The following is a 26,249-nucleotide window of genomic DNA, read 5'->3' as shown; positions in this document are numbered from 1 at the left end:
TTCCGACTCGCGAGTAACCTCTGCCCATGCGTGTGCTGATGCTGTCCTGGGAGTACCCGCCGGTGGCCATCGGGGGCCTGGCCCGGCACGTGCACGCGCTCGCCACCCATCTGGCCCGGCAGGGACACGAGGTCGTGGTCCTCTGCCGGCACGCCGCGGGCACCGACGCCGGGACCCATCCGCGCACCGACCGCGTGGTCGAGGGCGTGCGGATCATCCGGGTCGCCGAGGACCCGATGCACGTGACGTTCGAACGCGACCTCGTCGCCTGGACGCTGGCCATGGGCCACGCCATGATCCGCGCCGCGCACGACCTGCTGCGGACCTGGCAGCCGGACGTCGTCCACGCGCACGACTGGCTGGTCGCGCACCCGGCGATCGCGATCGCCGAGGTCGCCAGGGTGCCGCTGGTCGGCACGATCCACGCGACCGAAGCCGGGCGGCACTCCGGCTGGCTGTCGCACCCGCTGAACCAGCAGATCCACTCGGTGGAGTGGTGGCTGGCGAACCGCGCCGACGCGCTGATCACCTGCTCGCAGGCGATGCGCCGCGAGGTCGCGCACCTCTTCGAGGTCGAGGCCGATGACGTCACGGTGATCCACAACGGCATCGAGGAGCGCGGCTGGCAGGTGCCCGCCGACGAGATCGCCCGCGCGCGCGAGGTCTACAGCCCGGCCGGGGCGCCGCTGCTGCTCTACTTCGGCAGGCTGGAGTGGGAGAAGGGCGTCCAGGACCTGCTGGCCGCGCTCCCCCGCATCCGGCGGCGCCACCCCGGCACGCGGGTGGTCGTCGCCGGAAAAGGACGACACTTCGACGAGCTGGTCGAGCAGGCGCGGAAGCTGCGGGTGCGGCGCGCCGTCGACTTCGTCGGGCACCTGTCCGACCGCGACCTGCGCGCGGCGCTGGCCGCGGCCGACGCCGTGGTGCTGCCCAGCCGGTACGAGCCGTTCGGGATCGTCGCGCTGGAGGCCGCGGCCGCGAAGGCGCCGCTGGTGGCCTCGACCGCCGGCGGGCTCGGCGAGGTCGTCGTGCACGGCGAGACCGGGCTGGCCTTCAGTCCCGGCGACGTCGGCGCGCTGGCCGACGCGGTGACGGCGGTCCTCGGCGACGCCGAAGCCGCGGCCGAGCGGGCGCGGGCCGCGCAGTCGCGGCTGGCCGCGGACTTCGACTGGGGCCGCATCGCCGAAGCGACCGCAGCGGTCTATCGGCGGGCCAGGGCGAGCGAGCCGGTCGAGCTGCCGCGGCCGAAGATCGCCACCGGCAACGCCTTCGAACCGGTCGCCGCCGACATCCCGGAACCGTAGGCGGACGGCCCGCTCAGAACCGGCAGGGGCGGAAGCAGTCCGAGTGGGCCGGGGCGGGGACGGCCGTCGCCTCCACGGCGACGAACGCGAAGGACAACGCGGCGAAGACGGTGGCGAAGGCAGCACTCAACCTGCTGTTCATGGGGACTCCTCGGGGACGTCGGCGCGACGCGCGCCTCGCAGCGAGCATCCGCCGCCGGTCACCGGGGAAACAATCAGCGGAACAGTAGGGGCCGGTACGTATTTCCCTTCCGTCCGGTTCACCGGATTCCGGTCAGCAGCCGCACCCGGACCCGCTCCCGGATCGGCAGGAAGGGCGCCACCGCCTCGCGGATGCGCTCGGTGAACGCCGGCCTCGCCTCGGGGGCGGGCAGCCGGTCCGGGCTCATTGCCGAAAAAACGCCACCGGCGATTTCCTCGGCACTCAGCGGCGCCGAGTAGCCGACGACGTGGGCATCGACGGTGTACCCGGCGGCGGCGAGGGCGGCGGCGTACCGCTGCCGGCTCGCCTCGTCCGTGCCGCACGCCGAGCGCACCGGGGTGCCGAGGTAGTCCTCCAGGACCTCGCGCAGTGCCACCGACCACGCGGCGTCCTGCAGCCACAGTGGTTCGCCATTGGTCACCACCGCGACCCCGCCGCCGGGCCGCAGCAGCAGGCGCACCGCCGCGAACAGGCGCTCGTGGTCCATCCAGTGCAACGCCTGGGCGACCGTCACCGCGGCGAGACGTCCCGCGCCGAGCAGCGGGGTCAGCGCGCCGACGTCGGAATCCGCGCCGAGCAGCCAGCTGACGTTCGGCGCCGCGGTCGCCCGGCGGGCCTGGCCGAGCATCGCCGGTTCCGGGTCCATGCCGAGGACCGCCCCGGCACGGGGCGCGAGGACCCGGGTGAGCTGGCCGGTGCCGCAGCCGAGGTCGAGGACGACGTCGTCGCGGGCCAGCTCGAACGCCGACGTCAGCACGTCGGCCACTTCGGGTGGGTAGCCGCGGCGGAACCGCTGGTAGTACTCGCTCACTTCGCCGCCGAACGCCGGTGCCGTCATGTCCCCAGCGTGCCCACGGCGCGGGGCGGGCGGCGGCGGTTCCGCCGAGGGCGGACTCAGAACACCGGCAGCAGCACGCCGTGCTCGGACTGCGGGCGCGGACCGAAGATGCGGCGGCCGGACTCGGCGATCGGGACGTCGTTGATGCTCGCTTCGCGCCGTCGCATCAGGCCGTCGTCGCTGAACTCCCACAGCTCGTTGCCGTAGCTGCGAAACCACTGGCCGCCGGCGGTCCGGGATTCGTACTGGAACCGGACGCCGATGCGGTTGCCGCGGAAGCCCCATAGTTCCTTGCGCAGCGCGTAGTCCAGTTCGCGCGCCCACTTCGCGGTGAGGAACTCGACGATCTGCGCGCGCCCGACGACGTACTGGTCGCGATTGCGCCAGACCGAGTCCTCCGTGTAGGCGAGCGCGACCCGCTCGGGGTCGCGGGTGTTCCACGCGTCTTCGGCGGCCTGGACCTTCTGGCGGGCGGTGTCTTCGTCGAAGGGCGGGAACGGCGGGCGCGGGGTCATGGCAGCTCCTTCCGAACGCGGAGAACGCGCGTTCTCCACAGGTCCCGCTAGACTAGAGAACGATCATTCTCAGCGCCAGGGGCAGGTGACATGGATTCCACGGAGGCGACCCATCGGCTGCTGGAGGCCGCCGAGGAGCTTTTCTACGCGCACGGCGTGCAGGCGGTGGGGATGGACGCCGTCCGCGAGCGGTCGGGCGTCTCGCTCAAGCGGCTCTACCAGTGCTTCCCGGCGAAGACCGACCTCGTCGAGGCGTACCTGCTGCGCCGGGACGAACGCTGGCGCGCGTCGTTGCGGGAATTCGTCCACGCCCGCGGCGGCGACCCGCTCGCCGTGTTCGACTGGCTGGCGGGCTGGTTCGCCGAGCCCGGCTTCCGCGGGTGCGCGTTCGTCAACTCCTTCGGCGAGTTCGGCGAGCCCGCGCCGGGGATCGCCGCCGCGATCCGCAAGCACAAGGACGAGGTCCGGGCGTATCTGCGTGGTCTCGTGCCGGACCAGGGCGTCGCGGACCAGCTGTTCTCGCTCGTGGAGGGCGCGACCGTGCTCGCCGCGATCACCGGCGACCCCGGCGAAGCGAAGACGGCCCGCGAAGCCGCGAAGGTGCTTCTGGACGCACAAAAATGAACCGGTCCGGGGGCGGGGAGCCGCCGCCACCGGACCGGTCCGGACCACACCATCCCAACCAGTGTGGATCCGGCTGCCCCTCGTCAGGTAGAGGCAGCCGGGGCCCCTGCTACCGGGCGTCCGTGAGGTACCGCGCGTAGGCACCCGTGGTGAGGAAGCTCGGGAGCTTCTCGCCCAGCGCGGTTTCGGTGAAGATCTCGCGGGCGTCGTCGAGGCGGTTGCCCTCCCCGAGGTCGGCGCGCACCGCGGCCAGTTCCTCGTCCAGGAACTGCACCGCCAGCTCGCGGGTCAGCGCGGTGCCGTCCTCGAGCTTCGTGCCGTTGCGGATCCACTGCCAGACCTGGCAGCGGGCGATCTCGGCGGTGGCGGCGTCCTCCATCAGGTTGTGGATCGCCGCCGCGCCGGTGCCGCGCAGCCACGCGTCGACGTAGCGCAGCGCGACGTTGATGTTCGCGCGCACGCCCGCCTCGGTGACCTCGCCGCCCGCGCTGGCCACGTCCAGCAGGTCCTCGGCGGTGACGTGGACGTCTTCGCGGAGCTTGCCCAGCTGGTGGGGCCAGCCGCCGAGGACGCCGTCGAAGACCTCGCGGCAGACCGGGACCAGGCCGGGGTGGGCGACCCACGAGCCGTCGAAGCCGTCGCCGGCCTCGCGTTCCTTGTCGGCGCGGACCTTCTCGATGGCGGTCGCGTTGACCTCGGGGTCCCTGCTCGGGATGAACGCGGCCATGCCGCCGATGGCGTGCGCGCCGCGCTTGTGGCAGGTGCGCACCAGCAGCTCGGTGTAGGCCCGCATGAACGGCACGGTCATCGTCACCTGCGCGCGGTCCGGCAGCACGTAGTCGGCGCCGTGCGCGGCGAAGTTCTTGATGAGGCTGAAGATGTAGTCCCAGCGGCCCGCGTTCAGGCCCGCCGCGTGCTCGCGCAGCTCGTAGAGGATCTCGTCCATCTCGAACGCGGCGGTGATCGTCTCGATCAGGACCGTCGCGCGGATCGTGCCGCGCGGGATGCCCAGCTCGCGCTGCGCCAGCAGGAAGACGTCGTTCCACAGCCGCGCTTCGAGGTGGTTTTCCAGCTTCGGCAGGTAGAAGTACGGGCCGACGCCGCGGGCGAGCAGCTGGCGGGCGTTGTGGAAGAAGTACAGGCCGAAGTCGACCAGGCTCGCCGACACCGGGCGGCCGTCGATGCGGATGTGCTTCTCCACCAGGTGCCAGCCGCGGGGCCGCGCGACGATCGTCGCGGGCTCGTCGCCGATCGTGTAGCGCTTGCCGGCTTCCGTCGTGAAGTCGATGTTGCGGCGGATGGCGTCGTAGAGGTTGAGCTGGCCGTCGATGACGTTGTGCCACGTCGGCGACGTCGCGTCCTCGAAGTCCGCCAGCCACACCTTGGCGCCGGAGTTGAGCGCGTTGACCGTCATCTTGCGGTCGGTCGGGCCGGTGATCTCGACGCGGCGGTCCTCCAGGCCCGGCGCCGTCGGGGCCACGTGCCACGACTCGTCCTCGCGGATCGCGCGCGTCTCGGGCAGGAAGCCGAGCGGCTTCTCCCCGGACTGCAGTTCCTCGCGACGGCGGCGGCGGGCGTCGAGCAGCTCGCGCCGTCGACCGGCGAACGTGTTGTCCAGCTTGGCCAGGAAGTCGAGGGCCGCCGGAGTCAGGATCTCCGCGAACCGGCCCTCGACCGGGCCGGTGACCTCGATGCGGTAGTTCAGCCGATCAGCCATGGGTGCCTCCGCGAGCTTTGGGCAGGAAGAGAAAGGGAGGGACGCGGCCCGGCGGCGGGAGGGGGAGCCGCCGCCGGGCCGCGGCCGGGATCAGTGGAACTGGGCTTCTTCGGTGGAACCCTTGAGCGCGGTGGTCGAGCTCTCCGGGTTCAGCGCCGTCGCGACCTGGTCGAAGTAGCCGGTGCCGACCTCGCGCTGGTGCTTGGTGGCGGTGTAGCCGCGGCTCTCCGAAGCGAACTCGCGCTCCTGCAGGTCGACGTAGGCGGTCATGCCCTCGCGGGCGTAGCCGTGTGCCAGGTCGAACATCGAGTAGTTCAGCGCGTGGAAGCCGGCGAGGGTGATGAACTGGAACTTGTAGCCCATGTGGCCCAGCTCGCGCTGGAACTTCGCGATCGTCGCGTCGTCCAGGTGCTTCTTCCAGTTGAACGACGGCGAGCAGTTGTAGGCCAGCATCTGGTCCGGGAACTTCGCCTTGATCGCCTCGGCGTACTTGCGCGCCACCTCGAGGTCCGGCTCGGAGGTCTCCATCCAGAGCAGGTCGGCGTACTGGGCGTAGGCCAGGCCGCGCTCGATGCAGGGCTCGATGCCGTTGCGGACCTCGTAGAAGCCCTCGGCGGTGCGGCCGCCGGTGAGGAACTTCTGGTCGCGCTCGTCGACGTCGCTGGTCAGCAGGGTCGCGGCCTGGGCGTCGGTGCGGGCGACGACCAGGGTCGGCACGTTCAGCACGTCCGCCGCCAGCCGCGCGGCGTTCAGCGTGCGCTCGTGCTGCTTGGTCGGGATGAGCACCTTGCCGCCGAGGTGGCCGCACTTCTTCTCGGACGCGAGCTGGTCCTCCCAGTGCACGCCCGCGGCGCCCGCGGCGATCATGCCCTTCATCAGCTCGAACGCGTTGAGCGGGCCACCGAAGCCCGCCTCGGCGTCGGCGACGATCGGGGCGTACCAGTCGATGTCGGTGTTGCCCTCGGCCCAGCTGATCTGGTCGGCGCGGCCCAGCGCGTTGTTGATGCGGCGGACCACGGCGGGCACCGAGTTGGCCGGGTAGAGGCTCTGGTCCGGGTAGGTCTGGCCCGACAGGTTGGCGTCGGCCGCGACCTGCCAGCCGGACAGGTAGATCGCCTGCAGGCCCGCGCGGACCTGCTGGACGGCCTGGTTGCCGGTCAGCGCGCCGAGTGCGTGGATGTAGTCCTCGGTGTGCAGCAGGTTCCACAGCTTCTCCGCGCCGCGGCGGGCCAGGGTGTGCTCCTCGACGACGCTGCCGCGCAGCTTGATCACGTCTTCGGCCGAGTAGGAGCGCTGCACGCCCGCCCAGCGGGGGTCGTTCGCCCACTGCGCGGCCAGCTCCGCGGCCGCCTGCTTGGCCTGTTCCGTCATCGGACTCTCCCGGTGTTGCGAAGTTTGCGATTGCTCGCCTTGCTTGCCAAGACCCTGACACGCCAGCGAAAACGAGGTCCAGCTGTCCAATTTGCCAATTTGTGCGAAGGGTCCGTACGCTCTTTGCAAAGGTTGCGAATCGCCCGGTTCGCAACTGATCGAAAATCCGCGTACTTGACCGTTCACGTAACCGGTCAGGACCGGAAACCTTCCGGAAAGGAGGGCACGAATGGAGAAGACTTTCGCCGGCGCGCGGCTGCGGCACCTCCGCGAAAGCCGCTCGATGAGCCAGGCCGACCTGGCCCGTGTGCTGGAGATCTCACCCAGTTACCTCAACCAGATCGAGCACAACTCGCGCCCGCTGACCGTCCCGGTGCTGCTGCGCATCACGCAGGCGTTCGGCGTCGACACCGAGTTCTTCGCCAACAACGACACGTCGCGGCTGGTCGCCGACGTCAAGGAAGCGCTGCTCGACGAGGTCCTCGGCATCGAGGTCACCACCGGCGAGCTCAACGAGCTGGCCACCAACCTGCCCGCCATCGCGCAGGCGCTGGTCAAGCTGCACCGCAGCTACCGCAGCGCCGTCGAGAGCACCGCCGCGCTGACCACGGAAAACGGCCTTGGCCTGCACGGCAGCGCCGCCGCGCCGCTGCCGCACGAAGAGGTCCGCGACTTCTTCTACGAGCGCGAGAACTACGTCGCCGAGCTGGACGAACGCGCCGAGAAGATGGCCGCGGACATCCCGCTGCTGCGCGGGCAGGTGCTGGGCGCGCTGAAGGAACGGCTTTCGCAGCGCTACGGCGTCGAGGTGACCAGCGAAGGCATCGACGAAGCCGCCGGTGAGCAGCACCGCTACGAGCCGGTGACGCGGGTGCTGCGGCTGGCGCCGAGCCTGCGGGTCGGGCAGCAGGCGTTCCGGATGGCTTCGCAGATCGCGCTGCTGGAGTACGACGACCTGATCACCGAGCTGGCCGACTCGTGGGCGTTCTCCGGCCCGGCCGCCCGCTCGCTCGCCCGCGTCGGACTGGCGAACTACTTCGCCGGGGCGCTGATCCTGCCCTACGGCCCGTTCCTCGCCGCGGCCGAGCGGTTCCGCTACGACATCGAGCGGCTGTGCGACCACTACGGCGTCGGCTTCGAGACGGTCTGCCACCGGCTGTCCACGCTGCAGCGGCCCAAGCAGCGCGGCATCCCGTTCTCGTTCGTGCGGGTGGACCGGGCCGGGAACATGTCGAAACGGCAGTCCGCGGCCGGGTTCCACTTCTCCCGCGTCGGCGGCGCGTGTCCACTGTGGAACATCTACGAGGCGTTCACCCAGCCGGGCAAGATCCTCACCCAGATCGCGACGCTGCCCGACGGCAAGAGCTACTTCTGGATCGCGCGCACCGTGTCGCGCAACATCGGCGGCTACGGCAGCCCCGGCAAGACGTTCACCGTCGGCCTCGGCTGCGAGCTGCGGCACGCCGGGCGGCTGGTCTACTCGACCGGCCTCGACCTCGACGAGCCCGCCGCGGCAACACCGATCGGCATGGGCTGCAAGGTCTGCGAACGCCCGGCGTGCCCGCAGCGCGCCTTCCCGACCATCGGCAAGCAGCTCACCGTGGACGAGAACACCAGCACCTTCGTGCCGTACCCGGCGGTGCCGAAGGCCTGATCACCCGATGACGTGCGGGGTCCACTTCGCCTCGTCCGGGCCGAGCAGCGTGATCCGGCTCAGCAGTTCCTGCGACGTGATGCCCGCGGCGGCAGGCTGGTCGATCGCGACGCAGGCCTGCAGCCCGTTCTTCGTCACGCACTTCGGCTCACCGAGACCGTCGGCCTGGCCGCCCGGCAGCGAGACCGTGATCGTCGCCAGCGCGCCGTTCGACGAGTACTGCAGGACCGCCCGCCACGGGACGCCGTCGGTGTCCGGGCGGCGCCACAGGGAAGCCTCGGCCGGGTGGAACGACGGCGGCAGGCTCGTCACGTGCAGCGGCAGCGGCACGGCCTTGGTGGCGACCGTCACTTCGCCCGCCACGCGCGTCAGCACCTGCTGCAGGTCGGGAACGGCGAGGTAGTAGGCGTGCAGCTGGACCCAGCGACCGTCGCCGGTGGACCAGCGCAGGTACACGTCGCCGTGGTTGAGCGGGTCGTTCGCGTCGGTCGTGAGCCAGTAGCCGTCGCGGTTGCCGACCTTCTGCGGGATCTGCTTCGGCGTCCCGCCCAGGTCGCGCGGGGTCGGCGGCTCGCGGTCGGAGACCGAGAGCCAGATCATCGGCGCCAGCTGCCCTCGGCCGATGGCCAGCGCGTAGTCGCCGTGCCCGCCGGCACCGTATTCGACGCCCTTGATCTGCTCCGGCAGCCAGCCGAAGCTCGCCTTCGCCACCAGCGGGTTGTCGACCGGCACCGCCGCCGGCGGCTGCGGCGCCACCGCCACGGGCGCGAGCGCGGGCTTCACGTCCTCCCGGCTCACCGACACCGCCGTCACCCCGCCCGCCGCGACGACCGCGGCGCAGCCCACGACCACCGCGGCGCTCCGCAGGCGGCGCCGTCGTCCCCCGCGACGGCGGGCCCGCTCGACGTCGATCGCGGGCGGCGGCGCGGGCGAGTCCGCCAGGTCCCTCAGCATCGTGCTCAGTTCGTGGTCGGTCATGCTCGTCCCTCCGGGATGCGGATCGGCTCGCGAAGCAGCTCACGCAGCGTCTCCACGGCCTTCGCGGTCTGGCTCTTGACGGTGCCCTCGGAACAGCCCAGCGCCCGCGCGGTCTCGGCGACCGGCAGGTCGCAGAAGTAGCGCAGGACGACGGTGGCGCGCTGGCGCGCCGGCAGCCGTTCCAGGGCGGCGCGCAGGTCGAGCGCCAGTTCGACGTCCGCAGCCGGACCGGGCGGATCGTGGTCGGCGCCCTGCAGGTCCACCCGGCGCCACCAGGACGTCCGCTGCTCGGCCAGGAACGTGTTGACCAGCGTCCGCCGCGCGTAACCGTCCACATTGTCCGCGCGCCCGGCGCGGTGCCAGTTCGTGTACAGGCGCGTGATGGCCGACTGGACCAGGTCGTCGGCCCGGTGCCAGTCACCGCACAGCAGGTACGCGATCTTGCGCAGCCAAGCCGACCGCACGGTCACGAAGTCCGTGAACCCGTCGTCCATCGGCGCCCCCTCATCTTGTGTTCGACACTCCTTTGATGGGCACGGAGGCCCGGCAGGTTGCCCGGGCCGCGCGAGTCGTAGATTCATCGGGGTGCACGACATCGACACGGTGACCGCGGCGACGATCGAAAAGGCCGCCGAGCGCCTGGCCGGGGTGGTGACCCGCACGCCGCTGGAACCGAGCGCGCGGCTGTCGTCCCGGGTGGACGCCCAGGTCTGGGTGAAACGCGAAGACCTCCAGACGGTCCGGTCGTACAAGATCCGCGGCGCCTACAACTTCATCGTCCAGCTCGGCGAGGACGTGCGTGCCCGCGGGGTCGTCTGCGCCAGCGCCGGCAACCACGCCCAGGGCGTCGCGTACGCGTGCCGCCGCCTCGGGGCGAACGGCCGCGTGTACGTCCCGGGCACGACACCGCGGCAGAAGCGCGAGCGCATCGCGACGCTCGGCGGCGCGCACATCGAGGTCATCGTCGTCGGCGAAACGTACGAAGACGCCTTCGCCGCGGCCAACGAGGACGCCCAGCGCACGGGCGCGACGCTGGTGCCCGCCTTCGACGACGTCCGCACGGTCGCCGGCCAGGGCACGGTCGCGCTGGAGGTCGTCGAGCAGCTCGGCTTCGTCCCGGACGTCGTGGTCGTCCCGGTCGGCGGCGGCGGGCTGCTCGCCGGGGTCGGCAGCTGGCTGCGCGAACGGCACCCGGAGGTCCGCATCGTCGGCGTCGAGCCGGCGGGCGCGGCCTGCATGGCCGCGGCGCTGACCGCGGGCCACCCGGTGCGGCTGCCCGAGCTGGACTCGTTCGTCGACGGCGCCGCGGTCCGCGAGGCAGGCGCGGTCACCTACCCGCTGATCCGCGACAGCGGCGCCGAGCTGACCGCGGTCGCCGAGGGCGCGGTGTGCACCGAGATGCTGGCGATGTACCAGTCCGACGGCATCATCGCCGAACCCGCGGGCGCCCTCGCCGCGGCGGCGCTCGGCACGGTCGTCGCGGTCGAGCCCGGGCAGACGGTCGTCGTCCTGGTCTCCGGCGGCAACAACGACGTCAGCCGCTACAGCGAGATCCTCGAACGCTCGCTGATGCACGAAGGACTGAAGCACTACTTCCTCGTCGGGTTCCCGCAGGAGCCCGGCGCGCTGCGGCGGTTCCTGGAGCAGGTGCTCGGCCCTGAGGACGACATCACCCGCTTCGAGTACGTCAAGCGCACCAACCGCGAGATGGGCCCGGCACTGGTCGGCATCGAGATCGCCCGGCCGTCCGACCTGCCGGGACTGCTGGCCCGGATGGCCGCGAGCCCGCTGCAGGTCGAGCGGATCGAACCGGGCACCCCCCTGTACCACTTCCTGCTCTGAGGCGTGGTCCACTGGGCGGATGACCGAAGGTGTCCGCAGTGTCGAGGCGTTGCGCGAAAAAGTCCACGAGGGTGCGGAGCCCGAGTACCTGCTGTTCTACGGGCACACGCCGTCGAAGTCCGGGCGGGTGACCGCGAGCTGCCTGAGCCAGTGGTGGCTCGACCCGTTCGAGGCCGACGGCGTCCGCTACCCGACCGCCGAGCACTACCTGATGGCAGGCAAGGCCGAGCTGTTCGGCGACCACGAGAAGGCTGCGCTGATCCGGTCGGCGCCCGACCCGAAGACGGCGAAGATCCTCGGCCGCGAGGTCGCCGGGTTCGACGCCGAGGTGTGGGAACGGCACCGGTTCGACCTCGCCGTCGACGGCAACCTCGCCAAGTTCCGGCAACACCGCGACCTGCGCCGGTTCCTGCTCGGCACCGGCGAGACCGTGCTCGTCGAGGCGTCCAAGAAGGACCTCGTCTGGGGCAGCGGCCTCGCCCGCGAGGAGAAGAACGCGACCAAGCCGGACTACTGGCGCGGCCTCAACCTCCTCGGCTTCGCGCTGATGGAGGTCCGCGACCAGCTGCGGGCACGCGTCTGACTCACGGCGCCGGGACCGGCGCGCCCGCGCACGACGCCGACGTCGTCCGGCCCATGTCGAAAAAAGTGACGGCGGCGCGGGCGCAGGGCAGCGACGACAGCGAGCCGTGGACGTCGTCCTCGACGGTCAGCAGCGCGCCGCCGATCCGCTGCCGCATTGCCAGCGCCCAGCCGATGGGGGTGACCGGCTCGAAGGCGTGGCCGACGAGCTGCAACGGGCTCTTCCCCGGACCGAACGCCCACGGTCGCGCGGGCAGCGGCCAGCCGACGCACAGCTGTTCGTAGAAGCCGTAGCCGCCGGCGACCGGCAGGTGCCGCATCCGGTCGAGGCGGTGCTGCCAGACCGTCTCGAAGTCCCGCGGGCTCGGCGACTCGTTGCAGAGCAGGGCGGTCTGCTGGAAGTGGTTGAACGCGTGCGGCTCGCCGTCCCAGCCGAGGCTCCGGTTGCCGGCGCCGTCCCGGATGGCCGCGAGCTGCTTCGCCAGGTCCGCCCAGTCGCGACGCGGGTTGGCGAGCATCCCGCCGACGGTCGCGCCGTACTTCTCCCGCAGGTCGAGCAGGGCTTTCGCGACGACGGGCTCCGTGGTCCCGAAATGGTAGACGGCGTCGTAGCGGGCGATCCACGACGCGAAGTCGTGGAAGGTGTTCTCCCCCGCGGTCGCCTGGCCGTCGTCCATGGCGGTGAGGTCGAGGTCCGGCAGCATGACGGAGTCGAGCAGCATCCTGCCGACGTGGTCGTCGAACAGCGACCGGTACTGCGCGCCGAGGGCGGTGCCCCACGAGACGCCGTAGTAGCCGATCTTGTCCTCGCCGAGGGCGACGCGGATGCGGTCGAGGTCGCGGGCGATGGTGGGCGTGGTCAGATTCCGGACGAAGGCGGGATGGGCGGCGACACACCGGCGGTTCGCCTCGGCGGCCCGCTCCGCGGCTTCGCGGACCTTCTCCTTGTCGAGGAGGCCGGGGTCCGGTTCGGGGAAGCCGGCGGGGCACGGCAGGTCGGCGCTGTAGCCGACGCCGCGGGGGTCGAAGCCGACGAGGTCGTGGTGGACGCCGATGCCTGCCGCGTGGCTGCCGGCGATCTCGCGGGGCATGTCGAGGCCGGACTGGCCGGGGCCGCCCGGGTTCAGCAGGACGGCCCCGGTCCGCTTCCCCGTCGCCCGGATCCGGCTGACGGCGATGTCGATTTTCGGACCACCGGGATCGGCGTAGTCGAGGGGGACGCCGACCAGCGCGCATTCGGTGCGGCGGTCGGCGGGATCCCAGCCCTTCGCGACGGCGGAGCAGGGACGCCAGGAGATGCCCGCCGGGGCGGCGACCGCAGGGACGGCGGGAAGGACGGGCAGCAGCGCCGCGGCCGTGAGCAGCGGGACGGCGAACCGGGTGAGGGGCATGCGCTCAGGCTGCCGGGGCGCGGGTGGGGCGGGATCGGCCGATCAGCCGATGATCACCGCCGAACGGCCGGGACGCGGGCGTGGTCGATTGCCGACCACGGCCGACGACCGGACCCCGCGTGGCCGGTTGCCGACCACAACCGGCCGCCGGACCCCACGTGGCCGTTTCCCGACCACGGCCGACGACCGGACCCCGCGTGGCCGATCGGCGACCACAACCGGCCGCCGGACCCCGCGTGGCCGTTTCCCGACCAGCCCAGGTCAGCAGCCGTCGGCCGCGTGCGTGCGCTACAGCTCGCCCAGTGTCTTCTGCAGCGCCTTGTCCGCCTTGCGGGCCATGTCGGCGATGGCCTCGCGGCGTGCGGCGTCGGCCGCGTAGTCGTCCTCGCGGTTGCGGACCACCCGGGCCGGGGCGCCGACCGCGATCGAGTAGTCCGGGATGTCGCCGCGGACGACCGCGTGGGCGCCCAGTACGCAGCCGCGGCCGATGCGGGTGCCCTTCAGGACGCTGACCTTGGTGCCGAGCCACGTGTCGGGGCCGATGCGGACCGGGGACTTCACGATGCCCTGGTCCTTGATCGGGACGTGGATGTCCGCGATGACATGGTCGAAGTCACAGATGTACACCCAGTCGGCGACCAGCGTGGCCGCGCCGAGCTCGATGTCGAGGTAGCAGTTGATCACGTTCTGGCGGCCGAACACCGACTTGTCGCCGATCCGCAGCGAGCCCTCGTGGCAGCGGATGGCGTTGCCGTCGCCGATGTGGACCCAGCGGCCGATCTCCAGCCTGCCGTAGCCGGGGCGGCAGTGGATCTCGACGTCCTTGCCGAGGAAGACCATTCCCCGCAGGATGATGTGCGGGTTGGCGAGCCGGAACTTGAGCAGCCGGTAGTAGCGGACCAGGTACCAGGGCGTGTACGCACGGTTGCGCAGCACCCAGCGCAGCGAGTCGGCGGTCAGGAACTTCGCCTGCCGCGGGTCGCGCCGCGCCCGGCGCCAGGCCCGCACCCGCGACAGCGCGGGCGCACCCCACATCGACGTCATGCCCGTGACCGTAACCTGTGTGCGGGACGGGTTCACAGGCGAGGGAGCGCGGATGGGCACGAAGCTGATCATCGACACCGACCCGGGCGTCGACGACGCACTGGCCATCGCGCTGGCGGCCCTGTCCCCGGACGTCGACCTGCTGGGCGTGACGTCGGTTTTCGGCAACGTCCCGCTGGAGCGCACCACGGCGAACGCGCAGCGGCTGCTGGAGCTGTTCGGCCGCGCCGACGTCCCGGTGGCCGCCGGGGCGGCGCGGCCGCTGGTGTACTCGAAGCCGCGGGACGCGAAGGAGGTCCACGGCGGCGACGGCCTGTCGGGCCACTCCTACACCCTGCCCGAGCCGAGCCGTCCCCTCGACGAGCGCGACGCCGTCCGCCTCATGCTGGACCTGCTGGAAGCGGCCGACGAACCGGTGACCATCGCGCCGATCGGGCCGCTGACGAACATCGCCGCGCTGCTCGCCGCGCACCCGGGCGCGGCCGCGAAGATCGCGCGGCTGGTGATCATGGGCGGCGGGGTGACCTTCGGCAACAGCACGACCGCCGCCGAGTTCAACATCTGGAGCGACCCCGAAGCGGCCCGGCGGGTGCTGGTCGAGGAGGACGTCCCGGTGGTGCTGGTGCCGCTGGACCTCACGCACCGCTGCGCGGTCGACGGCGAGTGGCTGGCGAAGCTCGCAGCGTCCGGGCCGGTCGGCGCCACCCTCGAAGGCCTCACCTCGACCTACCGGCAGCACTACACGCGCGTGTTCGGCGAGGACCGGATGGTCATGCACGACGCCGTCGCGGTCGCCGAGGCGATCTCGCCGGGCATCCTGCGCAGCGAGACCTACCGCGTCGACGTCGACTGCGGCCTCGGCCCGGCCCGCGGCCAGACACTGGTCGACCGGCGGCGGCTAGGCGAGGACGATCCGCAGTTCACGCCGGGGCGCCCGATCGAGGTCGCGATGGACACCGACCTCGACGGCCTGCGCGGCTTCGTCCTCGACCGGCTGACCGGGGCCGCCCGGTGAGCGAGGAGCCCGAGGTCGTCCCGGAGGAGACCACCGCAGCACCCCGCAGGCGCAAGGCCGCCGTCGTGGTGGTCGCCGTGGTCGTCGTCGCGGCCGCGCTGGTCGCCGGTGTCCTGCTCGCGCCGAAGCAGCAGGAGACGACGAACGCCGCCGCGACCGTCACGCCAGCAGCCACGCCCGCACCGTCGTCGCCGACGCGCACGGCACCGACGACGACCCCGCACCCGCCCACGCCGCCGAAGGTGCCGGAGGCCAGCGAGTTCGACGCGTGGGCGTCCAAGACCAGCCAGTGGCTCGACATCCCGCTGCGGGCGATGGTCGGCTACGCGAAGGCGACGACGAAGCTGGCGAAGGACGTCCCGGGCTGCCGCCTGTCGTGGGTCACGCTGGCCGCGGTCGGAAAAGTGACCACGGACCACGGCCGGGCGCGGGGCGGGCAGTTCGGCACCACCGGCGTGCTGGACAAGCCGCTCGGCACGATCGAGGTGCGCGACTTCTACAACAAGGTCGTCTCGACGGCGAACGCCGCCGGGCCGATGCAGCTGGCGCCGTCGATCTGGAGCAGGTACCAGGCCAGCTACGCGGGCGGGAAGCCCGACATCCAGAACATCGACGACGCGGCCCTGACCACCGGGCGTGCGCTGTGCGCCGACGGCCACGACCTGTCCCAGGGCCAGGTCTGGTGGGATTCGGTCAGCACGCTGCAGCCGGCGCCGCTGTTCCTGCACCGCACGCTGGCGACGGTGAACGTCTACGGCACGGTCGGCCAGGGCACGGCGGCGCCGAACCCGGCGGTGCTGAGCGCGGTCAACTTCGCGATCGACAAGATCGGCCTCCCCTACATCTGGGGCGGCAACGGCACCGGCGGCAACGACCCGGGCTTCGACTGCTCGGGCCTGACGACGGCCGCGTACGCGAGCGCCGGGATCAAGCTGATGCGCACGGCCGACACGCAGTTCCGGAGCGTGCCGCACGTGACCGAGCCGCAGCTGGGCGACCTGATCTTCTACGGCGAGCCGTCGACGAAAATCCACCACGTCGGGCTGTACATCGGCAACCAGCAGATGATCGACGCGCCGCAGACCGGCCAGGCGGTCCAGGTCCACACCTACCGCAGGCCGGGCGACGACTACGCGGGCGCGGGCCGTCCGACGGCCTGACCTAGGCCCGCGTGTCGAGAAACGCGCCACGGTGATCCAGGGCCCAGGTGCGGAAGGACCGCGGCGGCCTGCCGAGGACGCGCTGGACGTCGCCGGTCACGACGGCGTTGCCGCCCTCACGGACCAGCCGGGATCCCTGGACGGCGACGTCGGCCACGGAGGGATCCAGCCCGGCGGCGAGCAGCTGCTCGCGCGCCGTCTCCAGCGGGACGTCGACGGTGCTGATCGGCAGGCCGAGGATCTCGGACAGCTGGGCGGCCTGGTCGGGAACGCTGACCAGGCCGGGCCCGGTGAGCGTGAGGACCGTCCCGTCGTGTTCGGCGCCGAGCAGGGCCGCCACCGCCACCTCGGCCACGTCGCGGGGGTCGACCACGCCCTGCGTGCCCGTCCCGGTCAGGTTCGGCACCGGCTCGCCTGCCCGGATCGCGGCCGCCCAGCGCAGCGTGTTGGACGCGAACGAGGACGGCCGCAGCGCCGTCCAGGCCAGCCCACCGGCCGCCAGGGCTTCTTCTCCTGGCGCGTGCCAGCCCGCCGGGCCGCTGCCGCCGCCGACGGCCGACAGTTTGACCACTTTGCGCACCCCGGCGGCGCGGGCGGCGTCGATCATCGCCAGGTCGTGCCCGGGCACCCAGGACCCCGGCGCGGTGAGCAGGAAGACCGCGTCCACGCCGTCCACCGCGGCACGCAGCGTCTCGGGAGCCTCGAAGTCGGCTCGCACCACCTCCACCTTCGCTTCGTGCGACGGCAGGCGGGCGACGTCGCGGGTCATCGCCCGCAGCGGCACGCCACGCCCGGCCAGGAGCCGGAGGACTTCACGACCGACAGTGCCGGTGGCACCGGTAACCAGGATCATGGCGGCAAGCCTGGCAACGCCGCACCGGGGCGGCTAGGAAATTCCGGCACGGCCTCGGCGGCTAGCCTGACGTCATGAACGCGAGCCGGCGACTGCCGGTCCCCGGCGCCCTGCTGGGCTGGGTGGACCGCATCGACCTCGCGGCCTACCGCTCCACCCCGCTGGTCCACCTACCCGACACGGCCACCACGCTCGTGTGGCGGACCCTCGCCGACGGCTCCGGCGCCCTGTTCGTCGTGGGCCCGCGCACCCGCGCCGCCTACTACGACGGCAAGGACGTCCCGGCGTGCGTGCGGTTCCGGCTCGCCCCCGGCGCCGCCCGCGCGCTCCTCGGCTCGCCCGTCGACGCGCTCACCGATCAGGTCGTGCCCCTCGGCGGGCTGTGGGGAAAGCCCGGTGTCCGGCTCGCCGACCGGCTCGGCGGGCAGGCAGCCCGGCCGATGACCGCCGTCGGCGACCTCGGAGCGGCCCTGTCGGCCCGGGTCCGCGGCGCGCGGACCCGGGACGTCACGACAGCGAACCTCGTCCGCCGGGCGGCGATCGAGCTGTCGCCGGAAAACGGCCACCCCCAGCCCCGGGTCGGTGCCGTGGCCCGGCGCCTGGGCATCAGCGAACGGCACCTGCGCAACGTCTTCACCGCCACCGTCGGCGTCCCGCCGAAGCAGTTCGCCCGGCTCGCCCGGATCCGGACCGTCCTGCCCCGGCTGCGTCACGACCCCTGGGCACGTCTCGCCCACGACGCCGGCTACTACGACCAGTCCCACATGACCGCCCAGTTCCGCGAGGTCATGCAGGTGACCCCGACCGCCTTCGCCGCGGGGCAGCTGCCCACTGTCCCGTGCTGAGCCACCCGGGCGTCACACCGTGACGGCCGCTTCGGCCTGGACCACGTGACGGCGCCGGGCCGGTGCCATCGACGTCGGGTGCGAGATGCTCCACGCCGCCGACTTGCAGATGAATTCCTTCAGGCGGGCGGCCGTCCGGCCGGTGAGCGCGGACGGCTTCGGCTGGTCGTCCGGGGTCACCCACTGCACGACGGCGTCGCGGCGGCCGAGGCTGACGCACTGGGCGGTGTAGCCGATCTTGTTCGGCGGGACCGGGCGCCCGGTCAGGCGGGCGGCGATGGCGTCGGCCGCCAGGTACGCCGAGGGCACGCCCGACGCGCACGACATCCGCAGCGGCGTGCCGTTCGCGCCCTGGGCGAACGCGGCGTCGCCGACGGCGTAGACGTCGGCGTGCGAGACCGAGCGCATGGTGTCGTCGACGACGATCTGGCCCGTCCCGGACACCTCCAGGGTCGTCGCCGCGGCGATCGGGTGGACGGCGAAGCCCGCCGTCCAGACGGTGATCTCGGCCGGGATCGCCTGGCCGGCGGTGGTGATCGCGCGGGCAGGCTCGACGCTCGCGATGTCGGTGTGCTCGTGCACGGTGATGCCGAGCCGGTCGAACGTCCCGCGCAGGTGGGTACGGGCCTTCTCGCTCAGCCAGCCGCCGAGTCCGCCGCGGGTGGCGAGGGCGACGTCGAGGTCCGGACGGGCCTCGGCGATCTCGGTGACGGCTTCGATGCCGGTGAGGCCGCCACCGGCGACGAGCACGGTCCCGCCCGCGGGGAGATCGGCCAGCCGGGCCCGCAGCCGCAGCGCGGACTGCTTGCCGGCGAGGTTGTGCGCGTACTCGGCGACGCCGGGGACGCCGCAGTCGGCGGCGGCGCTGCCGAGGGCGTAGACGAGCGTGTCGTAGCCGATCCGGTCCGGGCCGCCGGTGCCGTCGACCTCGACGATCCGGCGGTCGGCGTCGACGGCGGTGACCCGCGCGATCCGCAGCCGCACGCCCGTGCCGGCGAAGACGTCGGCCAGCGCGCGGGGCTTGAGGTCCTGGCCGGTCGCGAGCTGGTGCAGGCGGACGCGCTCGACGAACTCCGGCTCGGCGTTGACGAGGGTGATCTCGGTGTCGGCCGGGTGCAGCCGCTTGGCCAGGCGCCCGGCGGCGTTGGCTCCCGCGTAGCCGGCTCCGAGGACGACGATGCGGTGCTTCATGGGTCTCACTCCTTGTCCGGTCGGTGTGTGCTCCCTGAACCGGACAGCGGCGCGAAACCTGACAACGACGAGCTGTGACCTGCGTCACCAGCCGCCGGTGAGCGGCTCCCCCGGCGCCGACGTGGCCCACTGCCGCGTCGCGCGGTCGAGCTTGCCGGGGTTCGCCTGGGCGTGGACGGCCGCGATGCCGTCGGTGGTCACGTCGAGGGCGAAGATCGCGGCGATCCGGCCGTCGACCACCAGCACCAGTGCGGGCAGGCCGTTGGCGACCGTGGCGTACAGGTCGGGGCGGCCGCCGATCATGTCCCACTTGGCTTCGGTCGGCCGGAACAGGCCGCGCAGGAACCTCGCCACGCGCAGGGCACCGGTGATCGGCTGTGGCAGCGAGAAGACCACGCCGCCGCCGTCGCCGGCGCTGACCACGTCGTCGGTCAGCAGCCGCACGAGCGAGTCGGTCCGGCCGCTGAGGGCCGCGGCGAGGAACTCCTCGACGATCTTGCGGGCCGCGGCCGCGTCGACGGTCACCCGGCGCCGGTCGGCGGCCAGGTGCTGCTTGGCGCGCCGGTGGAGCTGCTGGCAGTTCGCCTCGGTGAGGTCGAGCATCCCGGCGATCTCGGCGTGCGCGTACCCGAACGCCTCGCGCAGCACGTACACGGCGCGTTCCTTGGGCGAGAGGCGCTCCATCAGCGTGAGCATCGCGATCGAGACCGATTCCCGCTGCTCGGCGGTGTCGGCCGGGCCGAGCATCCGGTCGCCGGCCAGGACCGGCTCGGGCAGCCACTGGCCCACGTACGTCTCGCGCCGGGCGCGCGCCGAGGTGAGGCGGTTGAGGCAGAGGTTGGTGAGCACTTTCGTCAGCCACGCCTCGGGTGTCTCGACGAGGTCCCGGTCGGCGGACTGCCAGCGCAGGAACGTGTCCTGCACGGCGTCCTCGGCATCGCTCGCCGACCCCAGCAGGCGGTAGGCAATCGCTTCCAGCCGTGCCCGTGCCGCCTCGAAGACCGCCACCTCGTCCGTTCCCACCAGCATGGTCACCAGTCAACCATCCGCACCCCTAATGCAGTGGACGGCCGGTGGCCCGGGCTTGTAGCTTGCGATCGTCCGTGACACCGGTTGAGGAGGTGAGACCCATGAACGCTGTATCGACGTGGGTGCTCCCCGATCCCGTCACGGCCGGCGGCTGACGTAGGTGCCGCCGGGAGCGCCTCGACCACCAGGCACTCCCGAAAGGCACCACCGATGAACACCCACGCACCCCTCCAGACCGACGTGATCATCGCCGGCGACGGCCCGTCCGGCGCGATGCTGGCCGCCGAACTGCGGCTGCACGACGTGCGGGTTCTCGTCCTGGAGAAGGACACCGAGCCCGCGTCGGCCGTCCGCATCGTCGGCCTGCACGCCCGCAGCCTCGAACTGATGGCCATGCGCGGCCTGCTGGACCGGCTGCTCGGCCACGGCCGGAAGCGGCCGGCCGGCGGGTTCTTCGCCGCCATCGCCAAGCCCGCGCCGCCCGGCCTGGACTCCGCGCACGCCTACCTGCTCGGCATCCCGCAGCCGGTCGTCGTCCGCCTGCTCGAAGAGCACGCGACCGGGCTGGGCGCGCACGTCCGGCACGGGTCCGCGGTCGCCGGTTTCGAGCAGGACGACGACGGGGTGACCGTCGAGCTGGCCGACGGCGAACGGCTGCGTGCGCGCTACCTCGTCGGCTGCGACGGCGCCCGCAGCACGGTGCGCAAACGGCTCGGCGTCGGCTTTCCCGGCGAGCCGTCGCGGACCGCGACGCTGATGGGCGAGCTGGCGCTGAGCGCGCCGCGGGACGAGATCGCCGCCAAGGCGGCCGAGGTCCGCCGGACCCACCTGCAGTTCGATCTGCGGCCCTTCGGCGAAGACGTCTACCGCGTCGTGATCCCGGCCGCCGAGGCCGGCACGGGGCAGCCCACCCTCGACGATTTCCGGCACCGGCTGCGGGCCCTCGCGGGGACCGACTTCGGCGCGCACTCGCCGCGCTGGCTGTCCCGTTTCGGGGACGCGACCCGGCTGGCCGAGCGGTACCGCGTGGGGCGGGTGCTGCTGGCCGGCGACGCGGCGCACATCCACCCGCCGATCGGCGGTCAGGGACTGAACCTGGGTGTGCAGGACGCGGTCAACCTCGGCTGGAAGCTGGCCGCCGAGGTCCGGGGCTGGGCACCGGACGGCCTGCTGGACACCTACGAGGCCGAACGCCGTCCGGTCGCCGAAGCCGTGCTGGACAACACGCGGGCGCAGCTGACGCTGTTCTCACCCGAACCGGGCCCGCAGGCCCTGCGGAGGCTGCTCACCGAGCTGATGGACATCGAGGAGGTGAACCGGCGGCTGATCGAGAAGATCACCGGGCTCGACATCCGCTACGACTTCGGCGAAGACCACGACTTGGCGGGCCGCCACCTGCGTGACATCGACGTCCGGGACGGCCGCCTCTACGACCTGCTGCGCCGAGGCCGTGGCCTGCTGCTGGACCGCACCGGCGGCCTCACCACCGACGGCTGGGCGGACCGGGTCGACCACCTCGCGGATTCCACGGCGGACGTGGCTGTCCCGGCTCTCCTGCTGCGGCCGGACGGCCACGTCGCCTGGATCGGCGACGACCAGCGGGACCTGGACGACCACCTCGCCCGCTGGTTCGGCAGGCGCGCCGGGTGAGGGGCGTGGTCGGTTCGGGGACAACGCGGGGTCGAGCGCCGCCTGGCAGCCCCCTGTGCTCGGTGCTCGGCAGGCGCGCCGGGTTCACGTCGTGCGCGCGGGCGGCGAGCACTTCCTCGTGTTCGCCGCCGTCGGCGCCCGCGGTCGCGAAGAACGGCACGGCTGCTCGCCGCAGGTGTCCAGGGTGGCGGATCAGGCCCGCGTCACGCCGTCCGGCCGGCACACCGAAGTGCCCGGTGGTCGAATCCAGGCCCGCCACGCGCAGGTTGCCTGCGCAGCGGTTCACCCCCGGCGCGGCGGCCGCCGCGCCGGGGGAGCAGGCCTCAGCCGAGGTGGTCGTTGGCCCCGCTGACCCAGGCGACGTAGCGCTCGGCGGACCGGCGCACCGCAGCCTTGGCGTCCCCGAGGACCTTGCCGCCGAGCAGGCTGTAGAGGTGGTCGAACTCGTACGGCTCCAGGCGGTCCACGATCCGCTGCACCAGTCCCGCCGACAGCGGGATCTTGTTGGGGTAGCTGCGCATGAACGTCACCCATCCGTCGGCGGCCACCGGGACGATCGTGTCGCCGGTCAGCAGCGTGCCGCCGGTGCCGTTCGCCACGTGCGCCACCGCGGCGCCGGGGAAGTGGCCGCCCGCCTCGACGAGCGTCACCCCGGGCAGGACGCGCTCGGTGCCGGACCACTCGCGGATCACCGGGTCCTCGCGCCGGACCCAGCGCCGGTCCGCGGCGTGGACGAGCACCGGGACGCGCCCGAGCCGGTGGCTCCAGCTCACCTGTGAGCCGTACATGTGCGGGTGGCTGGCCGCGATCACCGCGGCCCCGCCGAGGTCCTCGATCTTCGCGGCCAGCGCCGGGTCGAGGTGGTTCGGCGGATCCCACAGCAGGTTGCCGCCGGGGGTGCGGACCAGGTGCGTCCACTGGCCGATCGCGAACTCCGGTTCGCGGTTGAACCGGTGCAGCCCCGGTTCCAGCTCCTCGTGCACGATTTCGTGGCCGTCGGCGGCGAGCTTGGCCAAGGTGGTCCACACCTGGCCGGTGGCGGGCACCCACTGGCGGTCGTCGGCGCAGATCGCGCACTCGCCCGCCGGCGGCTGGTCGGTGTCGGGGTGCTCGACCCCGCAGGTGCCGCAGATCCAGATCGTCATGCCGCCAGTCTCGAAGCTCCAGTATGGTGGAGGTCAAGGCGGCGCGGGAGCCACTGGGACAATCGCGCCATGGACTCGGGGACGACCACCCAGCTGATCACCGTGGGCGCCACGCTCGGCGGTGTCGTGCTCACCTTGCTCACCAACACGTTCGTGGAGTCCCGCAAGCTGAAGGCGACCGAGCGCGCCGAGGCGCGGAAGCGGGCGGCCGACCACGCCGGCTGGCTGCGCGACGAACGGGTCAAGGCGTACGCGGCCCTGTCGGCGGCGAGCGAGGAAGCGTTCCAGCTGGTGCGCTCGGAATTCGTCAAGCTGCCGGAGCACCGGGACGAGATCGAGGCGCGGTGGCGTGAGCGGCGCAGCGAGCTGCGCAAGGCGCACAACCAGGTCGCGTTGTTCGGCACCGAGGAACCGCGCCGGCGCGGCAAGGAGCTGTGGAAGGCCGCCCGCAACGGCGTCAACGACGTCTTCGCCGAGCTGGACGGCGGGCAGCAGGCGGTGCGGCGGGAAAGCCTCGACCGGGTGCTGACCGGGCTGAGCGACGCCGGCGAACGGTTCCTGGAGGCGTGCCGCGCCGACATCCAGGGCACCGCCCTCGACGGCTGACCGCCGCGCGCCCGGGTCAGCCGCGGGCCGCGGCGGTCTCGCGGACCCGCAGCGACGGCGCGAGGGCGAAGATCCCGGCCGTCACCACGACCGCCGACGACAGCGCCCAGTGCAGGCCGACGTGCGTGGCCAGTGCCCCGACCAGCACGGGTTCGACCAGGAACCCGAGGTAGCCGCAGGCCGCGACGGCGGCGACCGCGCGGCCCGGTGCGTCCGCCTGCTTCCGGCTCGCGACGCTCCACGCGATGGGGACGATCCCGGCCACACCGAGCCCGACGACCGCGAAGCCGAGGACCCCGGCGAGCGGCCAGGGCGCGGCGAGGACGACGGCGAACCCCAGGACCGCGACCGTCGTCGCCACGCGGGCGAAGCGCACCGGACCCGTCCGCGCCACCACTCGGTCGGCGACCAGGCGGACGGCGATCATCGTGCCGGAGAAGGCGAAGTAGCCCAGGGAGGCGAGCGCGGGCGTCGCGCCGGTGACGTCGGCGAGGTACACCGCGCTCCAGCTGTTGACCGCGCCCTCGGCGACGAATCCGCAGAACGCGATCACGCCCAGCGGGATCAGGGCCCGGCTCGGCCACGCGAAAGCCACTTCGCCCTGGCCGCGGTCGGCGCCGGTGAGCAACCGCGTGCGCGCGGCCCACAGCGCGAGCGCGAGCAGCACCGCGCCGGCGGTCGGGAAGTGCACGGCCACCGGGACGCGCAGCGCCTCCATCAGCGCGTCCACGCCCGAACCCGCGAGGCCGCCGATGTTCCAGAACGCGTGGAAGCCGGCGAAGATCGGGCGCCCGTAGCCGGCTTCGACGCGGGCCGCGTGGGCGTTCATCGCGACGTCGAGCAGGCTGTTGCCCACGCCGAGCACCACCAGCGCGGCGACGAACACCGGCGCGGACCCCGCGAACGCGACCAGCGGCAGCCCCGCACACAGCACGACCGCGCCCAGCACCACGGCCGCGCGGCTGCCGATCCGGGTCAGCAGCGCGCCCGCGCCCAGCAGCGCCACCACCGAGCCGAAGGCGAGGCCGAACAGCCCGGTCGCCAGCTGCCCCGTGGTCAGCCCCAGCTGCTCCTGCACCGCGGGCACCCGGGCCAGCCAGGTCGCGAACGCCGCGCCGCACACCGCGAACACCACGGAAACCCCGATGCGGGCCCGCTTCAGTTCCCCCGCCATCCCGCCACCCTACGGATCTTCCGGCAGCGCGCGGCGGGCGTCCAGGTCCCGCGAGGTGACCTTCGGGGCAGCCGATCCTGACCCCACGGCCACCGCCGGAACGCCTACCGTGGCCAGGTGAAGTCCTTGAGCCACGACCGGCTGGCCGCCGCCCTCACCGATGAAGCGGAGCGGTTCGCCGCGACGATCTCCGGCGCCGACCCGGACCTGCGCGTCCCGACGTGTCCTGAGTGGACACTGCGCGACCTCGCCCGGCACGTCGGCCTCGCCTACCACAAGTCGGCCGCGATCATCGCGAGCAGGCCCACCGGGTACGTGCCGTTCGAGGCCGTCACGGTCGACGAGCCGTCCGGGTTCGCCGACCTCGGCGGCTGGCTCCGCGACGGCGCCGCACGGCTGGTCGCCGCGGTGGCCGAGGTCGGCCCCGAGACGCCGACGTCGACCTGGACCCCGGACCGCCGCGCGGGGTTCTGGACGCGGCGGCTGACCCACGAGACGGTCGTCCACCGCGCCGACGCCGCCCTGGCCACCGGCACGCCGTACGCCGTCGACGCCGAACTCGCCGCGGACGGCATCGACGAGGGCCTCGACCTGGTGGCCGTCTTTTCGCGGCAGCCGCACCCGGCGCTGGACCGGTCGTCGGTGCGCGGCCGCGGCGAGACCCTCCTGTTCCACGCCACCGAGCCGAAACGCGACTGGCTGGTGCGGCGCACGCCGTCGGAGGTCGAGATCGGCGACGAAGCGGCCGACGCGGACGTGGTCGTCGAAGGCCGCGCCGCCGACCTGCTGCTCGCGCTGACCGGGCGGATCGCCGAGGACGACCCGCGGCTCACCGTGTCCGGCGACGCGGGGCTGTTCCGGCACTGGCGGGAGAACACGCGCTTCTAGGTGACGCCTTGACGGTGGTCGTATAGTCGGTTCCGACTAATAGGGAGCGACTAGTGCCGTCACGGAAAATCCGCAACACCCTCGCGCTGGCCCTGCTCGGCCTGCTGCTGGAACGCCCGATGCACCCGTACGAAATGGCGTCCACCCTGCGTGAGCGCTACAAGGACACGAGTTTCAAGATCAACCCTGGCTCGCTCTACGACACCGTGGAGGCGCTGGCGAAACACCGCTGGATCGAGCCCGTCGAGACGGTCCGGGAGGGCAACCGGCCGGAGCGGACCGTCTACGCCCACACCGAGCTGGGCCGCCAAGAGTTCGTCGCCTGGCTCGACGAGCTGGTCCGCGAGCCCGTCGCGGAGTACCCGAAGTTCGTCGCGGCGGTGAGCTACCTCGGCGCGCTCGGCCCGGAACGCGCCGCCGACGCACTGGAGGAACGCGCGCGCCACCTCGCCGAACGCATCGAGGGCGCGGACTCGGCGCTGGCCGAAACCGTCGGCAAGGGCGCACCGCGGCTGTTCATGATCGAGGTCGAGTTCGTCCGCCACGCCTGGCAGGCCGAGCTCGACTGGGCCCGCCGCACGGCCGCCGAAATCCGCTCCGGCTCCCTGCCGTGGCCCGAGACGTTCTGAGG

26 protein-coding genes are annotated in these 26,249 nt (G+C 72.6%); 12 read left to right on the top strand and 14 right to left on the bottom strand.

Annotated features, from left to right (window positions below; all coding sequences use genetic code 11):
- The first annotated feature begins 26 nt into the window (after positions 1-26).
- Positions 27-1,304 (top strand): glycosyltransferase family 4 protein, encoded by a 1,278-nt coding sequence (locus tag ABJI51_RS04785; protein WP_348947723.1) that lies wholly within the window; start codon positions 27-29, stop codon positions 1,302-1,304.
- A gap of 13 nt (positions 1,305-1,317) precedes the next feature.
- On the opposite strand, the gene ABJI51_RS04780 is transcribed toward ABJI51_RS04785, so the two are convergent.
- From ABJI51_RS04780 to ABJI51_RS04770, 3 genes are all read right to left on the bottom strand, one after another.
- Positions 1,318-1,446: a hypothetical protein gene (locus ABJI51_RS04780; protein WP_348947722.1), complete on the bottom strand. Its 129-nt coding sequence runs from the start codon at positions 1,444-1,446 to the stop codon at positions 1,318-1,320.
- A gap of 118 nt (positions 1,447-1,564) precedes the next feature.
- Positions 1,565-2,344 (bottom strand): class I SAM-dependent methyltransferase, encoded by a 780-nt coding sequence (locus tag ABJI51_RS04775; RefSeq protein ID WP_348947721.1) that lies wholly within the window; start codon positions 2,342-2,344, stop codon positions 1,565-1,567.
- A 56-nt stretch (positions 2,345-2,400) separates the two neighbouring features.
- Complete coding sequence (locus tag ABJI51_RS04770) at positions 2,401-2,859, bottom strand: nuclear transport factor 2 family protein (protein ID WP_348947720.1); 459 nt, start codon at positions 2,857-2,859, stop codon at positions 2,401-2,403.
- 90 nt (positions 2,860-2,949) lie between these two features.
- Here ABJI51_RS04770 and ABJI51_RS04765 point away from each other — a divergent pair, with 90 nt between their 5' ends.
- The gene (locus ABJI51_RS04765; RefSeq protein WP_348947719.1) at positions 2,950-3,483 is read left to right on the top strand and encodes a TetR/AcrR family transcriptional regulator; all 534 of its coding nucleotides are present in this window, start codon (positions 2,950-2,952) and stop codon (positions 3,481-3,483) included.
- Positions 3,484-3,592: 109 nt separating this feature from the next.
- Here the strand turns inward: ABJI51_RS04765 and aceB are convergent, their stop codons facing one another.
- Both aceB and aceA read right to left on the bottom strand, forming a co-directional pair.
- Positions 3,593-5,200 (bottom strand): malate synthase A, encoded by a 1,608-nt coding sequence (gene aceB / locus ABJI51_RS04760; RefSeq protein ID WP_348947718.1) that lies wholly within the window; start codon positions 5,198-5,200, stop codon positions 3,593-3,595.
- A 90-nt stretch (positions 5,201-5,290) separates the two neighbouring features.
- A complete protein-coding gene (gene aceA, locus ABJI51_RS04755; protein ID WP_348947717.1) occupies positions 5,291-6,571 on the bottom strand; it encodes an isocitrate lyase in 1,281 nt (426 codons plus the stop codon).
- Between the two features lie 229 nt (positions 6,572-6,800).
- Here aceA and ABJI51_RS04750 point away from each other — a divergent pair, with 229 nt between their 5' ends.
- Complete coding sequence (locus ABJI51_RS04750) at positions 6,801-8,225, top strand: short-chain fatty acyl-CoA regulator family protein (RefSeq protein WP_348947716.1); 1,425 nt, start codon at positions 6,801-6,803, stop codon at positions 8,223-8,225.
- On the opposite strand, the gene ABJI51_RS04745 is transcribed toward ABJI51_RS04750, so the two are convergent.
- The gene (locus tag ABJI51_RS04745; protein ID WP_348947715.1) at positions 8,226-9,203 is read right to left on the bottom strand and encodes a hypothetical protein; all 978 of its coding nucleotides are present in this window, start codon (positions 9,201-9,203) and stop codon (positions 8,226-8,228) included. It abuts the gene before it with no gap.
- On the bottom strand, positions 9,200-9,697 hold the full coding sequence (locus ABJI51_RS04740) for a SigE family RNA polymerase sigma factor (RefSeq protein WP_348947714.1): 498 nt from the start codon (positions 9,695-9,697) through the stop codon (positions 9,200-9,202). Before ABJI51_RS04740 ends, ABJI51_RS04745 begins: the two co-directional genes overlap by 4 nt.
- A 91-nt stretch (positions 9,698-9,788) precedes the next feature.
- Here ABJI51_RS04740 and ilvA point away from each other — a divergent pair, with 91 nt between their 5' ends.
- Complete coding sequence (ilvA, locus tag ABJI51_RS04735; RefSeq protein WP_348947713.1) at positions 9,789-11,045, top strand: threonine ammonia-lyase IlvA; 1,257 nt, start codon at positions 9,789-9,791, stop codon at positions 11,043-11,045.
- Positions 11,046-11,064: 19 nt separating this feature from the next.
- The gene (gene ybiA, locus ABJI51_RS04730; RefSeq protein WP_348947712.1) at positions 11,065-11,628 is read left to right on the top strand and encodes a riboflavin biosynthesis intermediates N-glycosidase; all 564 of its coding nucleotides are present in this window, start codon (positions 11,065-11,067) and stop codon (positions 11,626-11,628) included.
- A 1-nt stretch (position 11,629) separates the two neighbouring features.
- Here the strand turns inward: ybiA and ABJI51_RS04725 are convergent, their stop codons facing one another.
- On the bottom strand, positions 11,630-13,018 hold the full coding sequence (locus ABJI51_RS04725) for an alpha/beta fold hydrolase (RefSeq protein ID WP_348947711.1): 1,389 nt from the start codon (positions 13,016-13,018) through the stop codon (positions 11,630-11,632).
- A 288-nt stretch (positions 13,019-13,306) separates the two neighbouring features.
- Positions 13,307-14,062 (bottom strand): acyltransferase, encoded by a 756-nt coding sequence (locus ABJI51_RS04720; protein ID WP_348947710.1) that lies wholly within the window; start codon positions 14,060-14,062, stop codon positions 13,307-13,309.
- A 52-nt stretch (positions 14,063-14,114) separates the two neighbouring features.
- Here ABJI51_RS04720 and ABJI51_RS04715 point away from each other — a divergent pair, with 52 nt between their 5' ends.
- Positions 14,115-15,077, top strand: coding sequence for a nucleoside hydrolase (locus ABJI51_RS04715; RefSeq protein ID WP_348947709.1), 963 nt, complete (start codon positions 14,115-14,117; stop codon positions 15,075-15,077).
- The gene (locus ABJI51_RS04710; protein WP_431605571.1) at positions 15,074-16,237 is read left to right on the top strand and encodes a C40 family peptidase; all 1,164 of its coding nucleotides are present in this window, start codon (positions 15,074-15,076) and stop codon (positions 16,235-16,237) included. Before ABJI51_RS04715 ends, ABJI51_RS04710 begins: the two co-directional genes overlap by 4 nt.
- A gap of 1 nt (position 16,238) precedes the next feature.
- Here ABJI51_RS04710 and ABJI51_RS04705 read toward each other — a convergent pair whose 3' ends face one another.
- A complete protein-coding gene (locus ABJI51_RS04705) occupies positions 16,239-17,090 on the bottom strand; it encodes an NAD(P)H-binding protein (RefSeq protein ID WP_348947708.1) in 852 nt (283 codons plus the stop codon).
- A gap of 74 nt (positions 17,091-17,164) precedes the next feature.
- On the opposite strand from ABJI51_RS04705, the gene ABJI51_RS04700 reads away from it, so the two are divergent.
- A complete protein-coding gene (locus tag ABJI51_RS04700; protein WP_348947707.1) occupies positions 17,165-17,935 on the top strand; it encodes a helix-turn-helix domain-containing protein in 771 nt (256 codons plus the stop codon).
- Positions 17,936-17,947: 12 nt separating this feature from the next.
- Here ABJI51_RS04700 and ABJI51_RS04695 read toward each other — a convergent pair whose 3' ends face one another.
- Positions 17,948-19,126, bottom strand: coding sequence for an NAD(P)/FAD-dependent oxidoreductase (locus ABJI51_RS04695; RefSeq protein ID WP_348947706.1), 1,179 nt, complete (start codon positions 19,124-19,126; stop codon positions 17,948-17,950).
- Positions 19,127-19,210: 84 nt separating this feature from the next.
- Positions 19,211-20,155 carry an RNA polymerase sigma-70 factor gene (locus ABJI51_RS04690; protein ID WP_348948678.1) on the bottom strand — a complete coding sequence of 315 codons (945 nt, stop codon included), beginning with the start codon at positions 20,153-20,155 and terminating at the stop codon, positions 19,211-19,213.
- 210 nt (positions 20,156-20,365) lie between these two features.
- On the opposite strand from ABJI51_RS04690, the gene ABJI51_RS04685 reads away from it, so the two are divergent.
- Positions 20,366-21,805 carry an FAD-dependent monooxygenase gene (locus tag ABJI51_RS04685; RefSeq protein WP_348947705.1) on the top strand — a complete coding sequence of 480 codons (1,440 nt, stop codon included), beginning with the start codon at positions 20,366-20,368 and terminating at the stop codon, positions 21,803-21,805.
- A gap of 323 nt (positions 21,806-22,128) precedes the next feature.
- Here the strand turns inward: ABJI51_RS04685 and ABJI51_RS04680 are convergent, their stop codons facing one another.
- Positions 22,129-22,950 (bottom strand): MBL fold metallo-hydrolase, encoded by an 822-nt coding sequence (locus ABJI51_RS04680; protein WP_348947704.1) that lies wholly within the window; start codon positions 22,948-22,950, stop codon positions 22,129-22,131.
- A gap of 69 nt (positions 22,951-23,019) precedes the next feature.
- Between ABJI51_RS04680 and ABJI51_RS04675 the strand changes: the two genes are divergently transcribed.
- The gene (locus ABJI51_RS04675) at positions 23,020-23,556 is read left to right on the top strand and encodes a hypothetical protein (RefSeq protein WP_348947703.1); all 537 of its coding nucleotides are present in this window, start codon (positions 23,020-23,022) and stop codon (positions 23,554-23,556) included.
- A 16-nt stretch (positions 23,557-23,572) separates the two neighbouring features.
- Here the strand turns inward: ABJI51_RS04675 and ABJI51_RS04670 are convergent, their stop codons facing one another.
- Positions 23,573-24,730: an MFS transporter gene (locus ABJI51_RS04670; protein WP_348947702.1), complete on the bottom strand. Its 1,158-nt coding sequence runs from the start codon at positions 24,728-24,730 to the stop codon at positions 23,573-23,575.
- Between the two features lie 117 nt (positions 24,731-24,847).
- On the opposite strand from ABJI51_RS04670, the gene ABJI51_RS04665 reads away from it, so the two are divergent.
- Positions 24,848-25,618, top strand: coding sequence for a maleylpyruvate isomerase family mycothiol-dependent enzyme (locus tag ABJI51_RS04665; protein WP_348947701.1), 771 nt, complete (start codon positions 24,848-24,850; stop codon positions 25,616-25,618).
- A gap of 53 nt (positions 25,619-25,671) precedes the next feature.
- Complete coding sequence (locus tag ABJI51_RS04660) at positions 25,672-26,247, top strand: PadR family transcriptional regulator (protein WP_348947700.1); 576 nt, start codon at positions 25,672-25,674, stop codon at positions 26,245-26,247.
- Positions 26,248-26,249 lie beyond the last annotated feature (2 nt).

Origin of the sequence: Amycolatopsis melonis (assembly GCF_040064235.1) — a bacterium.
Taxonomy (GTDB): Bacteria; Actinomycetota; Actinomycetes; order Mycobacteriales; family Pseudonocardiaceae; genus Amycolatopsis; species Amycolatopsis melonis.
This window is presented reverse-complemented; position numbering and strand designations above follow the sequence as displayed.

What these genes read in the sequence shown, in the direction of transcription:
- ABJI51_RS04785 (WP_348947723.1), top strand. Translation starts at nt 27, where the DNA reads ATGCGTGTGCTGATGCTGTCCTGGGAGTACCCGCCGGTGGCCATCGGG.
- ABJI51_RS04780 (WP_348947722.1), bottom strand. Translation starts at nt 1,446, where the DNA reads ATGAACAGCAGGTTGAGTGCTGCCTTCGCCACCGTCTTCGCCGCGTTG.
- ABJI51_RS04775 (WP_348947721.1), bottom strand. Translation starts at nt 2,344, where the DNA reads ATGACGGCACCGGCGTTCGGCGGCGAAGTGAGCGAGTACTACCAGCGG.
- ABJI51_RS04770 (WP_348947720.1), bottom strand. Translation starts at nt 2,859, where the DNA reads ATGACCCCGCGCCCGCCGTTCCCGCCCTTCGACGAAGACACCGCCCGC.
- ABJI51_RS04765 (WP_348947719.1), top strand. Translation starts at nt 2,950, where the DNA reads ATGGATTCCACGGAGGCGACCCATCGGCTGCTGGAGGCCGCCGAGGAG.
- aceB (WP_348947718.1), bottom strand. Translation starts at nt 5,200, where the DNA reads ATGGCTGATCGGCTGAACTACCGCATCGAGGTCACCGGCCCGGTCGAG.
- aceA (WP_348947717.1), bottom strand. Translation starts at nt 6,571, where the DNA reads ATGACGGAACAGGCCAAGCAGGCGGCCGCGGAGCTGGCCGCGCAGTGG.
- ABJI51_RS04750 (WP_348947716.1), top strand. Translation starts at nt 6,801, where the DNA reads ATGGAGAAGACTTTCGCCGGCGCGCGGCTGCGGCACCTCCGCGAAAGC.
- ABJI51_RS04745 (WP_348947715.1), bottom strand. Translation starts at nt 9,203, where the DNA reads ATGACCGACCACGAACTGAGCACGATGCTGAGGGACCTGGCGGACTCG.
- ABJI51_RS04740 (WP_348947714.1), bottom strand. Translation starts at nt 9,697, where the DNA reads ATGGACGACGGGTTCACGGACTTCGTGACCGTGCGGTCGGCTTGGCTG.
- ybiA (WP_348947712.1), top strand. Translation starts at nt 11,065, where the DNA reads ATGACCGAAGGTGTCCGCAGTGTCGAGGCGTTGCGCGAAAAAGTCCAC.
- ABJI51_RS04725 (WP_348947711.1), bottom strand. Translation starts at nt 13,018, where the DNA reads ATGCCCCTCACCCGGTTCGCCGTCCCGCTGCTCACGGCCGCGGCGCTG.
- ABJI51_RS04720 (WP_348947710.1), bottom strand. Translation starts at nt 14,062, where the DNA reads ATGACGTCGATGTGGGGTGCGCCCGCGCTGTCGCGGGTGCGGGCCTGG.
- ABJI51_RS04715 (WP_348947709.1), top strand. Translation starts at nt 14,115, where the DNA reads ATGGGCACGAAGCTGATCATCGACACCGACCCGGGCGTCGACGACGCA.
- ABJI51_RS04705 (WP_348947708.1), bottom strand. Translation starts at nt 17,090, where the DNA reads ATGATCCTGGTTACCGGTGCCACCGGCACTGTCGGTCGTGAAGTCCTC.
- ABJI51_RS04700 (WP_348947707.1), top strand. Translation starts at nt 17,165, where the DNA reads ATGAACGCGAGCCGGCGACTGCCGGTCCCCGGCGCCCTGCTGGGCTGG.
- ABJI51_RS04695 (WP_348947706.1), bottom strand. Translation starts at nt 19,126, where the DNA reads ATGAAGCACCGCATCGTCGTCCTCGGAGCCGGCTACGCGGGAGCCAAC.
- ABJI51_RS04690 (WP_348948678.1), bottom strand. Translation starts at nt 20,155, where the DNA reads ATGCTGGTGGGAACGGACGAGGTGGCGGTCTTCGAGGCGGCACGGGCA.
- ABJI51_RS04685 (WP_348947705.1), top strand. Translation starts at nt 20,366, where the DNA reads ATGAACACCCACGCACCCCTCCAGACCGACGTGATCATCGCCGGCGAC.
- ABJI51_RS04680 (WP_348947704.1), bottom strand. Translation starts at nt 22,950, where the DNA reads ATGACGATCTGGATCTGCGGCACCTGCGGGGTCGAGCACCCCGACACC.
- ABJI51_RS04675 (WP_348947703.1), top strand. Translation starts at nt 23,020, where the DNA reads ATGGACTCGGGGACGACCACCCAGCTGATCACCGTGGGCGCCACGCTC.
- ABJI51_RS04670 (WP_348947702.1), bottom strand. Translation starts at nt 24,730, where the DNA reads ATGGCGGGGGAACTGAAGCGGGCCCGCATCGGGGTTTCCGTGGTGTTC.